Raw genomic sequence first — 14629 nt, 5'->3', positions numbered from 1 at the left:
TATTTCAAACCATGAAAAAACACTTAATCTATATCCTCCTGCTGAGTCTGACGATGACTTCCTGCAACAAGTGGATTGATGTACATCCGACCGACCGGATTTCGGAAAACGAACTCTTTACAAAAAAAGAAGGTTTTTTGAAAGCATTAAACGGGATTTACATTGCGATTTCTGACCCTGAACTATATGGCAGATTTTTGACCGCCGGGGAACTGGACGTCATGGGGCAATACTATATGAAAGCCAGCACTTACCATAATTACAGTATGTTTATGGCCTACCAACATAGCGACGCGGTGAGCAAAGCGGCCTTCGATGCTACCTGGAAGAAAGCGTTCAGTAGCATTATGAATATCAATATTCTGCTCGAAAAATGTGGAGACGAGCCGTCTTCTAACTTACCCGAGCCTTATTTCAGTTTGGTTAAAGGCGAGGCATTAGCCTTACGGGCTTTTCTACATTTCGATATGCTTCGCGTGTTTGGACCGATTTACGCATCGGATTCCCAAAAAGAAGCGATTCCCTATTACACCCTTCCGAATTTCGAGATAGAACCGTTATATTCTTCACAAGTTATTTGTGAGAAAGTTCTGGCTGACTTTCAACTGGCCAAGCAACTGTTAAAAAATGTTGATCCGATTCAAACTGACGGCGTAAGAATTCCAACAGCAGAAACGCTTGACAATAGCCTGAACTATCGGCAATACCGCCTCAATTATTTCGCCATCGATGCACTGCAGGCACGTGTACATTTGTGGATGGGTAATCTGGAGCAGGCCGGCAGTATTGCCAAAGCAACCATTGCGGCAGTGCAGCAAGAGGCCAAACCTATTTTTCCTTTCGTCAAGGCAGCAGACGCTACCAACAATCTTCTACCCGACCGTCTGTTCTCCTCAGAGGTCATGTTTGCGGTGTATACGGTAAACCGGGCCCACCTGTACAACACACTGTTTTCTGCCAATTTGGATTTAGTAACACGTCTATACGCAAATACAGGTAATGCGGTCATGACACGGGTCGATGCCATGTATTCGGATAAAAACGATTATCGCTATAAGATTTGGGAAGTGGTCAATAACAATGGCAACTTGGTGCTTGTCAATCAAAAATTCCAAGACGCCGTTGATTTACCCGCGCGTTACATGTTGCCCTTGGTGCGGATCAGCGAACTGTACCTGATCGCCGCAGAATGTGAGTCTGATCTGGCAACTGCAACAAATTTTGTCAACAAGCTCCGCCTGAACCGCAATGCGATTTCCCTTCAGCCAGCGACAGCCGCAGCCCTGAAGCAATTGATTTACGAAGAATACCGCCGGGAATTTATTGGTGAGGGACAACAATTTTACTATTACAAACGTCATGCTTTTACAACCCGTCCGAGTGAGACCCACTTGACGAGTAATACAACAATGGACGTGGCGAATTACCAAGTACCACTACCCGATAGTGAGACCAGTATGCGCTCACCGAAAAACAACTAGTGACCATAAAATTGACACACAAAATGAGAAATAATAGCAAATATTTGTACATCCTTGCCTTGGTAAGCAGCCTAATCGCGAGTGTTTCGCTGGTTTCTTGTGAAAAGGAACTGATGGGCTACCAGGGGGAGGAAGGGGTATACTTCGCCGTACGCCGCGGCCAAAATGCTATCTATATGCAGCAATGGCCCTACCATCCCACCACTAGTATCAACCTCTTCAGCCTAACGAAAAACGATACGATTGTCGGGATAACCGTAGCTCTTGCTGGGCCCCAAAAAGATTACGAACGTAGCTTCCATGTGGAAATTAATCCGGATTCTACCAGTGCCCTGGTTGATCAGCATTTCCAAATAGTGAATCCCACGCCAATCATTCCTGCCCATAGCTCGAGCACCGAAGTGCTCGTGAAGCTCTTTAAATCGGTAGATCTTAAAAAAGCGCGAAAAAGCATTGGGCTCCGTTTAAAAGAAGGTTCGGAATTGGGGTTATCTTTTCCTAAATTTCAAGCTATCCCCGGATATACGAATACCCAAGAACCCATTATCCAGCAGTTTAACGCCAGTCTGCATACGCTGTATATACAAGACTTCCTTCCCAAGCCTGCGGTTTGGTCAGGCTCGGTATCTGCGGTCAACCAAGAAACGTTAACCTGGGGTGCCTACACGGAGAAAAAAATTCTGCTGATGTGCGAGCTCATGCAACTTAGTTACGCAGATTTTGAATCGACCCAAACCATGCCTACTGTTCGACAGCTATTGATCGCTCGACAAACAGCCGAATATCTAATTGCGCAGTTTAACGCTGGAACTCCAGTCCTGGAAGACGATGGACGTTTGATGTATGTCACGGGTGTTCCTTGGACATCCATTGTCGGTACGCCTTGGAAGAAATAAAATTACTAAACCATTAATGAATTAACGATGACCACCATCAATTATAAACACTGTTACTGGATCCTATTATTTGTACTGTTTTCCTGTGCGAAGGATCTAGGCAACTATGAATATACAACGCAATACGACCTGAAGATCGAAGGCGTAAAAAGCGAATATAACGTGCTCACCCAAATCGACACGCTCCAGATTAGCCCACAGTTGAGCAGTGAACATTACCAAGAAAACAGTGAACAGTACCGCTATACCTGGTTGCTCTTCCGAGATTTATTCAATACGGATACGGTAGGAACGAGCAAAAACCTCATCCTCCCAGTGCGTCAAGCACCGGGTGGTTATAACTTGTTTCTCCATGTTTATGACCCTGAATCTGGAATACGATGGACTACCAAGAGCAAATTGACTATTGGGACGAAGTTATCACGCGGGATGCTCCTGATTGGCGAAAATGAGCAGAAGCTCGCGGATATCAACATGCTGGCTATGTCCAGCGACACGGTCGTCATCAAAGAACTTTTAGCTGGTAACGGACTCCCGAGCCTAACCGGACCAATTCATGTGCAGCACTCCGGGGGCGCCCTAGCGTCCCGAAATCGACTATGGGCTTTTACAAGTTCGGGATCCTACTATTTGGACCTGTCAACCTTAAAGGGTTCTGCAAACAATAACTTCGCATCGCTGAATTACAACTCCTTTGGTCTCACCTCGGATCAGATGACCCCTGTCCTGCTGGCGCCGCAAATCAACTCCATTAGCGGTTCCACTGGCGATTCATTCGGTAGATTGATGGTCACCAAAGAGGGGCATATCTTTGGCGGCAATATATTAGAAAGTGGGGGGGATATGTATGCCGACCCACTCAATCGCGATGCTGACCAACCTAGAGTTCTACTTCCTGCTGCACCGTACTTGTTTTATCCCTTGCGCTCGACCTCTTCGATGATTTGGTTCGATACCCAGCATAAGCGTTTTATGCGTATCCCAAGTTTTTTTTCGACCTATACCTCAAACCGGATCGCTGAAAATACAGGGAACTTATTTTCATGGGATCAAAGTAGTGTAGGGCGCAGCTTGGTCTACGGAGAAAACTCTTTCAATTCAGATGGTGGGGCAACCAATGGCAACTCTTTCGCCATCATGCGTGACGGGCAGAATAAACATTTCATCTATAAGTTCTATGCCAACAGTGCTGTTCCTACGCAAAATGGATTATATGAAATCAAGCCCATCGCCATAGATTTTGATAAAGCGAGCAGCTACGCTTTTGCTTCCTATAGAACCCTCGTTTTGTATGTGGTAGAGGGCAAGTTATACGCTTACGATTACAGTCCCGGCAATGAGCGATTTTATGCACTAAACCTAAGCGAAAATAACGAAGTCACGATGATCCGCTTTGACACACAGATCCATCCCCTAGAGAATGATTTATACTTGGCCAGCTACAATGCTACCGACAAGGGAACCTTACAACGGTTTAAACTTGTGGCCAATCCGAACACGGTCGAATTTCAAGCGGTGGCAGGGTCGAAATGGTCTAATCTGATTAAAATTAAAAGTATGGCATGGCGGGCGGTCAACTAAGTGACGCAGCATCATGTTAATTAAACCCAAAAAACTATGAAAAACCTAATTTTACTTTTGTCACTGATATACTTCAGCGTAAATCTAAAGGCACAACAAATTGTGGATACTGCTCAGGTGCGCAAGCTTCAACAGCAGGTGACGAAGTTTACTGATAGTCTCCGGCAAGAAACTGATATTGAACAGAAGAAAGCGTTGCTTAAAAGTCCAGATTATCAACAACTTTCACAGGACGACCTGTCAGCTGCCATACAATTCAGCAAAGCCATGCTGGATCATTTTCTAGCCACGGGGGATAAAGGGAACGCCCTGGTCTGGCTGCGTAAAATGGAAAATTTCGGAATGTTCTACCGCTTCGCCTATAGTTCCTGGTTTGTCACCTTCGCTAAAAGAGGGGAGTATAACTATATCGATTCTTATCTTGCCCCTAAGATGGACAGCCTCTATCAGGTTATGGTATCGGATAAAAGGCTCGATAGCCGTGGTCATGCGGAATACCAGATGTGGTTAAACGGCTTCGTGGAAACGAAGTTGCAGCTTCAAGCGTATCAAACAGTCTATCAACATTTGGATTATTTATATCGAGAAAATAAGGTCCTCCCCGATGCGCAGCAATACTTACAATACACCAAAGTGTTAATCGCACTGGGCAAAGAAGCGCAAGGCATTGAGGTGTTAGCCACAGTCTACTTAAACGAAATTAACGTGAACCCGGCCATGGAGCAAGACAAAAACGCGCTCTTAGCCGGAATTGACCAAGGTCAGTCGAAGTTTCAAGCGGAAATTGCTCGACGCAAAACGATTGAAAAAGAGAATTTGAATTTCCTGGTCAAAAACCTACCCGAACTGTATGGACGGGGTGTAAAGGAACGCTTAGGGACCAGCAAATATCTATTGTTAAGTTTTTGGGGTACCTGGTGTGTCCCGTGTATCCAGTCCCATCCCAAGCTAAAATCAATCTACGATAAATATCATGATCAAGGTCTGGAAATATGGAGTATTGCCCGTGAAAACGGCACCGATAAACAAGCCGTAGAGCAAAAACTAAAGAAGTCAATCGCAGATCAAGAACTTCCTTGGCTTCATTCGATGTTGGTGCGCGGCACAGAACGGGTATTGACCGATTACGATGTCACGGGCTATCCCACTAAAATTTTGCTTGACCGACAGGGCAATATTTTAGGAAAATTTACAGGAAATGAAGGAGATAAAATTGAAGCTTTCGTTTCTAAACTACTCACACAAAATTAAAATTAATTCCGTTTATGAAAATGCATTTATTTACCATCCCCGATAAAGGCTTCACTTGTCTACGCTTAGCCTGTCTCTTGGCGTTTGCTACTCCCGTTGCTCTTTACGGTCAGCGGCCCTCAGCGAGTGTAATTAGCGAGCAAAAAGCCGTACAGGAACTCAAAGATTCCACATTACCGATTGACAAAGATGTGCGTATCGGGAAACTTTCAAACGGTTTGACCTACTACCTACGGGCGAACCAGACCAAAAAGGCTAGCGCAAATTTTATCTTAGTCAACAAAGTAGGTTCCGTATATGAACAGGAACACGAAAGAGGATTAGCGCACTTTACGGAGCACATGGCATTTAATGGCACGAAAAATTTTCCTGGAAATAGCCTCATCGATTACTTAGAAAAGCAAGGTGTAAAGTTTGGCAGTGACTTAAATGCCTACACCAGCTTTGATGAGACGGTGTACCATTTCACCATGTCCACGGCCGACCAGCAAGTGGTGCACAATGGTTTAAAAGTCATGCGCGATTGGGCCGGTGAGCTAAGCTTCGATCAAACGGAAATCGATCAGGAGCGGGGCGTCATCATTGAAGAAAAGCGAACTTTAAATACCACCGATCGACGCTTGGGTCAAAAGCGACTAGATATGAAGCTCCGAAATTCGCTCTATACCGAGCGTAGCCCAATTGGCCTTGAGGAAGTGATCAAAAATTTCAAACGCGAGGACATTGTTCAATTCTACCGCCGATGGTACCGCCCTGACCGCCAGGCCATCATTATCGTTGGCGACATTGACGTGGACCAGATGGAGCAAGAACTGACAAAACAGTTTGCCAGCTTACCCAAAGCAAGTGAAACCCCTAGCCTTCCCAACAGAAATATTCCCTTAAAGGGGGAGCCGCAATTCGAAGTCTTCAAAAACCCGGAATCTGCCGAGAGCAGTTTGGCCATCTCCCTAAAAAGAACCGTGGGTAAAGTCATCAATCAAGCTGATTTCAAGAACCAAATGGTGGAAATGCTATGGCATAACCTAATCTCCAGCCGGTTGATGGACATCAGTCAGGCTGACAAAAGCAAAGGCTATAAGCTCTACGGTAGTTCTGGCGAAATATACAACGGTATTGCGGCGACCAATATTTCGATGAGCATGCCGCTGGAAAAAATTCAGCCGGTATTTACTAAGTATTGGACAGAAGTAGAGCGCATCAAAAGGCATGGATTTACTCAGGAAGAGTTCGATCGTGCCCGCTCAAGAATTCTGCAGCAAACGAAGAATTTGTTGCAGGAAAAGGATAAGCTCACCTCGGATAAATATACCAGCAAATATCAAAGGCACTTCCTGGACGGAACCATTCCCCTGGATATCGAAACGGAGTATGCCTTGTTAACTGAAAACTTCAAAACATTGACCCTCGACAGCCTGCACAAGGCTACGGCTACTTGGCTAAACAGCCCGGATCTTGACATCTTCTTAACGGTTCCGGAGAACAGTCAGGCTACAATTCCCAGCCAAGATCAGCTTCAGCAGTGGATGCAGCAAGCTGCTAAAGGGAAGCTTGAACCTTTCATCGCCAACTCTATTCCAACGAGTTATATAAAAACACCGTTGACAACGCGCGGGAAAATTATAAGCAAAGAGTACATCCCTGAATTGGATGTCACCAAGCTAAAGCTCGCTAATGGGGTTCAAGTTATTTTAAAACCAACCAGCTTTAAAAACAATGAAATCATTCTTCAGGGCTTCAGTCCGGGCGGAACTACGCGCTATAAACAAGGCGACTACCGAGCAGCTAGTTATGCTACCGGCTTAATTAGCGCTTCTGGCCTAAACGGCATCGATGCCAACACCTTACTGAAAATGCACATGGATCGCCAGCTTTTAATAGGACCAAACATCGACAATTACTCGGAGGGTATTGGCGCGACAACCACGAGTACAAACTTAGTAGACGCTTTGCAGCTGACGTATCTATATTTTACCTCGCCGCAAGCAGATGATGCCGCTTTTGAGCAATTGCTGACTCATCTCCACAAATCCATAGAGCAGCCCAAGTCACCTATCAAGGTCTTTCAGGATTCTATCGTTCAACTCCTGTTCAAGGGGCATTACCTCTATAAGGCGATAGAAAAGAAAGAAATTTCTGCGTTAAATAAAGACAAGATGCTTGAAATTTATAAAGAGCGCTTTGCCAATGCCGCTGACTTCAAATTTTTACTCGTAGGCAGCTTTGACATCGATTCGATCAGTCCGCTTCTGGAAACCTACTTGGGCTCACTTCCGGCTTCCGGAAAAAAAGAACAAATCCAACCGATCAAAGTCGACCGTTTAGAAGGAAAATTTTCTAGCAAAATATACAAAGAGGAGGAAAACCGGGCTACCGTCATCCTTTATTTCTCGGATGTCTTTAAGCAGAGCGCAAAATCCACGTATGAACTGCAGGCACTCCGCGACGTGTTGGAAAAACGTATCATGGCACGCTTACGGGAAAAAGAAAGTGGCATTTACACGCCGCAAATTTCATTGAACACGTCCTCCATCTGGGAGCCTCGCTATACCATGCAAATTATATTTGCCTGCAACCCCGAACAATCGGACCGCCTAACCGAGGCGACCTTGGAAGAGATCAGACTGATGCAGACACAAGGTGTCCAAGCCGATGACTTGGCCAAGTTTAAGAGTGAGACACTTTTAAACCACGAGAAAGCACTACACATGAATAGATTCTGGTTGACCTACCTGAAAGACAGCTATATTAAAGGACAAGACCCGACGGAAATACTAAGTTACCCGAAACTCATTCAAGAGATCAACGAAGCTGCTGTCACGCAGGCTGCGCAGAAATACTTGAATCTTTCGGAACTAAAAACCTTTACCTTATTACCGAAGCAATAACATCCTGACTGACTTTCCCTCATTCCGCTCAACTATCGCTGTTAACTTTAACAGCCGAGCGGAATGAAGGGGTTGGTTACCCCAGCGATCCCTGTAAATGATTCTAAGTCATCGCTACGTACATTTTCCAACCGACAAGCCTCAGCTCCTTTATTCGGGCTACCCTAACACTGTCCAGCGTTGACCTGATACATGATGTTTAATAAAGTAAGAATCTTTATGATTCGATTATTTAAGTATGGATTGAAGTATTGAATAGCATTAACTATTTATTTCGTCCAGTTCTTTTTAGAAAACACTCGACTTTTACTTAATTTTGAATAAAATTAAACCGTTTTGAAAGTATCTGAATTAGTGTTATATAAATTTGATAGACTCCCAGTTGGTTACGTTTTACTTATAATGATTTTGATGTTTCGGTGAGCAATAAGGACGCCGTTATCAAAGCATTGAAGAGACTTGGCTGTCCATCTTTGTAAATACGCTAGCTCTCCTGTTTTCGCCAAATCTCAACTTAAAGGCCTTTTTTGCTTTGTGCAGATTTGACACGTCATATCCTATTGAATGCAAACAAAGTTTGACGTCGAAGAACGAATTTTTACAGCATTTGGCATTATTATTCACTAATATCCAAACCCCTTCGCCTGTAGAAATTCCAAGGAAAGAAAACACCAGGATCTTTCTTGCGGCAAGAATTATCAGAATGAGCAAGGATATTTACATTTGGTATTTTATTCTGGTTTTAGGTCTAAAATTCTTTTAGACAATTTGGTCATTTCATTTATACGGATATCGTTGCTAATATTTTTAATTAAAATTTTAGATGGTCTATATTCAAGAGAGCCCATTCCACGAACACCGACGTAGGCAAGTTGCTCAGTTGGGTTAATACTTTATTATTAGCATTCATCCACTCTTTGAATACCATGTTTCCGAATAGATCGGGCAAAGAGTCCGCACAAAAGGGAGGGATACTATAACCTGTAAAATAAAAATATGGTAAGAAGATGTACTGAATCGTATGATATGGTATCTTATATCGGACCGCTTAAAGGATCAGCACAATACGGATAGCATATCGATTCAAGACCGGCTCAAGCTTCGTCTAGAAAAAGGCAATATCCTCCCTTAATACGGTAGATTATAGCGGCCTTTCCTGGCCGCTCCATATATGAAACACTGCCTCAATGTTGGCTGTCTGGCAAAAAAAGAGTCTATTTGGGGAAAGGGTTGTAACGAAGGCTGTTTGAATTGTGCAACAGTTCCGGACTTCCCATCGCATATCGATTAGCAAGGGTCATTATATAGCTGGGCCAAACAGCGTCAGCTGTACGCTTTGGCACTTCTGATCGTCCCATCACAAGCCCTGCGAACCAGATTTTATCTTAAAATAAAGTACCCGCAAAGCAAAAGCCATGCGGGTACTAAACGAATCTTTCTTGGTACTTATGAGGTAGCAGTCAGGGATTAAGGATTCTGTTCCTGGATCTGGTCGTTATAGTTCAATTCGGTGTTCAATGGAATCTGCAACGTAAAATCTTTACCTGCGGGAACCACCTTCTTTTCGCTATGGTTCGCCGAAGTCGTACGATCCACTCCGATATGCCAACGTTTGTTGTCTAAAAATTCATGTGCACCTTCACCCCATAATTCGATGCGGCGTTGCAATTGAATTTCTGTCAACAAAGCATCTCCAGTTTTGCTGCTCTTTTGGTAAGCGGCATCACGTTTAGACACCAGCTGAAAAAGCGCATCCTGTGCTTCCGCATTTTTATTCGCGCGCGCTAGGGCCTCCGCCTTGGCAAGAATGATCTCCGAGCTACGAATGTATATCTCGTTTTGGTTATATTCCGGAATCGCTGAGGATATACGAACAGCATCGAATTTTAGGCTCGTATACTTCGGAAAAGTCACCTTAGCTCCCGAAACCTGGTAGGTGTAATCCATTGCTTGCGCTGCAAAGTTTTCTTTCCGGTAATCCGTGTTTGGAATGGCATCATAAAGGCGTTGATCAATTGCTAACCAATGGCCTTGCGAACCGCCGTAGCCACCTTCAGACTTGGGATTCATCCAGCCAGGGAAGGAGGACGTTCCTTTACCGTTCACGCTAGAAAATTCGTAACCGAAGATGGTCTCTTTGTTCAGCAGGGTCATGCCGGAGCTGGTATAGTCGTTTTGGTTGAACAACTCGGGATAAACGGCTAAAATTTCATTTGCTGAAGCAACCACGGTCTCCCAGTCACCGACTGTCAAGGCAGCACGCACCAAAAAAGCGGCTGCCACGCTACCATCTACATCGGTTCGCGATGGCGTAAAGTATGCCTCCCCTTTCTTAAATAACGCAACGGCTTCTTTCAGTCCATCGATGATTAGCGCCCAGTTATCTGCGGACGTAGCACGCGGTTTTGGCGTTCCACTTGCATCTACGATGGGCACACCTAATTTATCTTTCCCACCATGCATGTAATCATCTTGGTAGAGCCACATCAAATTGGTATAAGCGAAGGCGCGTATGGCCAGCGCAGTGGCTTTATAATTCATCAACTTTTTATTCGCTACACTTAAATCTGTTTGATCCACTTCAGGTATCAACGATAGAATTTGGTTGGCAATATAGATGTAACGATAAAAGGTCCCCCAATAAATCTGCACGCGGGGTGATCCCTCTTCCCGGTAAGAGCGCATTTCGTAGTCGGTTTTTAACCAGCTGGAAGAAGCCGCCAGGACCATATCATTCCCTTTCAAGCTCAATAACAAGCCGTTAACCGAATAATTTTTGGAATCAACCGAGTTGATCTCTGAATAACCATTGATTTGAGAAATCAGATTGGTCACCAAAGGAGATAATACTTTATCAGGGTCGCGTTTGACGACCTCCTGAATATCCTCTTGGGTCAAGCTATTCTCCGGATCAATATTCAACAGCTTTTGACAAGATCCCAGCATCAAACTGCAGATTGCCAAACCTAAATATATTTTTTTCTTACTCATGATTTTTACAGCGTTAAATTTATGGCAAATGATACGACTCTGGCTTGTGGATAACCGAATGCGGCAACGCCTGAACCATCGTCAAACGCTACGCGCGGATCCACTCCTTTTTTAGCCGAGATAAAGAACAAGTTTTCTGCTGCTAGGGACAAGCGAAGTTGTTCGAAGTTTAACTGCGTTAGCAGCTGTTTGGGCACAGTATAACCTAGGGTAATCGACTTCATGTTCAGGTAACTTGCATCGAATAAAGCGAAGTCAGAATACTGACCCACACCTCCCCCGTTCGGTGTGCTACCCAGATTGGTTCCACCTAACATCCGCATTGGAATATTCGAATTGGTATTTTCCGGAGTCCAGGCATCCAATAAGTCGGCGTGGATACCACGCCCGATACTATTTCCTGTTAACCCTTGATAAGAAAGCGATACCGTCTTTCCGCCCAATTGATAACTTGCGAATACCGAGAAATCAAAGTTCTTATAGCTCACACTCGTGTTGAATCCACCAATCAGATCCGGTGTAGTCGTACCCAGTTCGTAACGCGTTCCATCGTTAGCGGTTGTCGTCACGATATCACCGACCTGGCTACCTGGATACTTCGATAAATCATCAGAAGCCTTCAACGTTTTGTAGGTCATCCCTAAACCGGTATTTTGATCAACACCGGCGTAGCGGTAGATGTACAGGTTGTAATAGTCGCGCCCTGGACCGCGCAAGTAGTTTCCTTGAACAAAACCACCGTCGTAATCTGCGCTACCCACACCCTCGGGCATCGAAACTAGGGTCGTGCGGTACCGAGAAGCGTTCGCTCCGACCGACCATCGCACGCGATCATTGCGTAGAATCGCGTAGTTTAATTCCAGTTCAACCCCTTTGTTATTGAGTTCACCCGCATTTTCCATTCTTGAGCTCCTACCCGTTGATTTGGGTAAAGGCTTGCTGAACAACAAATTCCTGGTGTCTCTATTAAAATAATCGAAAGATCCCGAAAGGCGATTGAAGAGATTAAAGTCAATTCCCACACCCGTGGTATGATTGGTTTCCCAAGTCAGGTCTAAGTTGCCCCAGCCTGTCTGGCTAATGGAAGGCGCTGGTGACACTAAGCTTCCTGCGTTGGAAAGTGCCCAGATATCCGTCCAGTTGGTAGCTCCTACAGCGTTATTCCCCTGCACACCGTAACTCCCGCGGAGCTTCAGATCATTGATCCAATCGGCTTGTGACAGAAAGCGCTCCTGCGAGATTCGGTAAGCCCCACCCAGCGACCAGAACGTTCCCCATTGGTTGGCTCTGAAATACGAAGAACCATCGGCACGGAGGCTACCTGAAAGGTAATACTTTTCTGCAAAATTATAGTTCACGCGACTTAAGTACCCTTCCAGAGTCGAGGAACTGGCACCACCACTTAGCGATTGAATGCCCACTGTGTTACCAAAACTTGGTTTATCGTAGGCCAACATCAGGTAGCGTGTCCCACTCTGATCGTCCGATCGTTGCCAGCGGAATTCGTGACCAGCCAACACATCGATATGATGCTGATCAAAGTCTCTTGTCCAAGATAAGATTTGTGTACTGTTTAATTGCGTACCTTTTGCCCAATATCCCGAAACGGTACCCTGATAGTCGCGTGCTCCAGCACCACTTTCATTATTGGTGTAGGTCTTGTTGTATACATAATTGTTGTCTAAGGCAAAGTCTACCTTAAACTTGAAATCCTTTAAAAAACTGGCTTCCAAATAACCACGTCCTGAAAACACATCGCGTTTCTGGTTGGTTAAATCTTTTTGGAAGTAGATCCCTGGCGAATAGCCATTAAAAGCAAGACGCGCCGTGGAACCATAAGGTGAGTAGGTCTCCCCTGTTCCTAGGTCGAATATCACTTCACCGTATTGGTCATGACGGATGGCGCCGGTCTCATCGTGCGCAAAAAGCGCATTGATCGGGCTGAAATAGTTTAACCAGGTAAACAAGTTGGTGTTCACTGTACCTCCGCTATAATTCGGAATATCCGAATTGCTGCGGGAATAGTACATCGAGGCTCCACCTTTCAACCAGTCATTGATTTGTGTATTGATATTCATGCGGCCGTTGAAACGGTCGAACTTCGAACCCATCACGTAAGCGGGCTCATTCAGGTAACCTAGAGAGACAAAGAAATCCGTTTTTTCTGAACCACCATTCATTTGCACATTATATTCTTGGCGAATAGGCTTTTTAAAGAAATAATCTTCCCAGTCATCGTGGTAAAGTAGCTCTGCCCCCGCCTGAATTTTTCCAGTGGATGGATCGATTAAAGTCGTTCCATCGGGAATCTTATAGAGCATGTAGTTACCCAAGCCGTTGCGCGCCGTCAGATTATTACCATTTGCAGTAAATAGGTTGGTGGCAGCATACTGACGTAATTCAGCATCACTCATACTTTTAAATTTGTCCGCGCGATCTGGTGAATACTTCGAGAAGTTATAAATTCCCTGCCAGGTATACTCGTAATAGGTTGCCGGGTCTGTCACCTTATCAAAATCGGCTTGCCCTTTACTCAACACCCCGACACGGGAATCGAAAGCGATCTTTGTTTTACCCGAGCGGCCACTTTTCGTGGTCACCAAGATAAGTCCGTTTGCCGCACGAGAACCGTATAGGGCATTGGCCGCCGCATCTTTAGAAACCACAATGGATTCGATATCAGCAGGATTTAAGGAGTTCAGGCCATTGCTATAGGGGGCACCATCCACAACAATTAATGGATCGTTACTCGCATTGATAGAACCTTGACCGCGGATTCGCAGGGCGGCATCAGCCCCTGGTTGTCCCGAGTTAGTCGAGAACTGGATTCCGGGTACCGCGCCTTCAAAAGCGCGGGAAATCGTCGAAATCTGACTTTTTTCTAGGGTTTCCGATCCGATGGAAGATACCGATCCGGTCAGATCCTTCTTCTTGGCGGAGCCGAAGGCGATGACCACCACTTCTTCTAAATCGGATTGTTCAGGAACAAGCGATACCTGTAAATTGGTTTGATCTGCCACCGGGACAGTCATCTGTTGATAGCCCACATAACGAAAAGACAGGCTGCCGTTTGCCTGGGTAGCAATTTCGAAAGTTCCCATTTCGTTTGTCGCCGTCGTGTTCTTGCTTTGTTGGTCCGCAACGGAGACCCCGACCAGTGGCGCTCCACTTGATGCGTCCTTTACCAGTCCCCGAACAACGAGGTTTCGTTGCCCGTAGAGCGTTTCCTGAGCCCCCAAAGTGAGCAACAGGCACAGTAAGAGAGAGAGCCACAAGCTCTTCTTAGGTTTGTTCATGTTAAAAAATAGGTTATAAGATGTGACAAAATTTATTGCATAATACGTGTAACCGACCGGGCTTAAATCGCGCGAGCGTACTCACACTTATCAGTTCCCTACTAGCGGTATACTGATCGTAAAGATTAAGCTCTATACGTGGGAGCCTCGCTGGCAAACAATAACTCGAGAAAAACAGGGGAATAAACAATTTTATTGGGTTTAGCGTGCCGCCGGGTTGCTGGAAAGCAAAATATGTATTTCAT

General features: G+C 45.1%; 7 protein-coding genes. 5 read left to right on the top strand and 2 right to left on the bottom strand.

Annotated elements, in window-relative coordinates; all coding sequences use genetic code 11:
* Positions 1–11 precede the first annotated feature (11 nt).
* From DSM08_RS01380 to DSM08_RS01360, 5 genes are read left to right on the top strand one after another with little or no spacing between them, the layout of a single operon-like run.
* Positions 12–1481: a RagB/SusD family nutrient uptake outer membrane protein gene (locus DSM08_RS01380; RefSeq protein WP_149524463.1), complete on the top strand. Its 1470-nt coding sequence runs from the start codon at positions 12–14 to the stop codon at positions 1479–1481.
* A 23-nt stretch (positions 1482–1504) separates the two neighbouring features.
* On the top strand, positions 1505–2377 hold the full coding sequence (locus tag DSM08_RS01375; protein WP_149524462.1) for a DUF4843 domain-containing protein: 873 nt from the start codon (positions 1505–1507) through the stop codon (positions 2375–2377).
* A gap of 27 nt (positions 2378–2404) precedes the next feature.
* Positions 2405–3958, top strand: a complete 1554-nt coding sequence (locus tag DSM08_RS01370; protein WP_149524461.1) for a PKD-like family lipoprotein — start codon at positions 2405–2407, stop codon at positions 3956–3958.
* Positions 3959–3994: 36 nt separating this feature from the next.
* Positions 3995–5209, top strand: coding sequence for a TlpA family protein disulfide reductase (locus DSM08_RS01365; RefSeq protein WP_149524460.1), 1215 nt, complete (start codon positions 3995–3997; stop codon positions 5207–5209).
* 14 nt (positions 5210–5223) lie between these two features.
* Positions 5224–8097, top strand: coding sequence for a M16 family metallopeptidase (locus DSM08_RS01360; RefSeq protein ID WP_149524459.1), 2874 nt, complete (start codon positions 5224–5226; stop codon positions 8095–8097).
* A 1467-nt stretch (positions 8098–9564) separates the two neighbouring features.
* Here the strand turns inward: DSM08_RS01360 and DSM08_RS01355 are convergent.
* Together DSM08_RS01355 and DSM08_RS01350 are read right to left on the bottom strand one after the other, a co-directional pair.
* Positions 9565–11088, bottom strand: a complete 1524-nt coding sequence (locus DSM08_RS01355) for a RagB/SusD family nutrient uptake outer membrane protein (protein ID WP_149524458.1) — start codon at positions 11086–11088, stop codon at positions 9565–9567.
* Between the two features lie 5 nt (positions 11089–11093).
* The gene (locus DSM08_RS01350) at positions 11094–14384 is read right to left on the bottom strand and encodes a SusC/RagA family TonB-linked outer membrane protein (RefSeq protein ID WP_149524457.1); all 3291 of its coding nucleotides are present in this window, start codon (positions 14382–14384) and stop codon (positions 11094–11096) included.
* Positions 14385–14629: the final 245 nt, after the last annotated feature.

This window comes from Sphingobacterium hotanense, from assembly GCF_008274825.1.
Lineage (GTDB): Bacteria > Bacteroidota > Bacteroidia > Sphingobacteriales > Sphingobacteriaceae > Sphingobacterium > Sphingobacterium hotanense.
The sequence above is the reverse complement of the archived record's forward strand: the minus strand, read 5'-3'. Positions and strand labels throughout refer to the sequence as shown.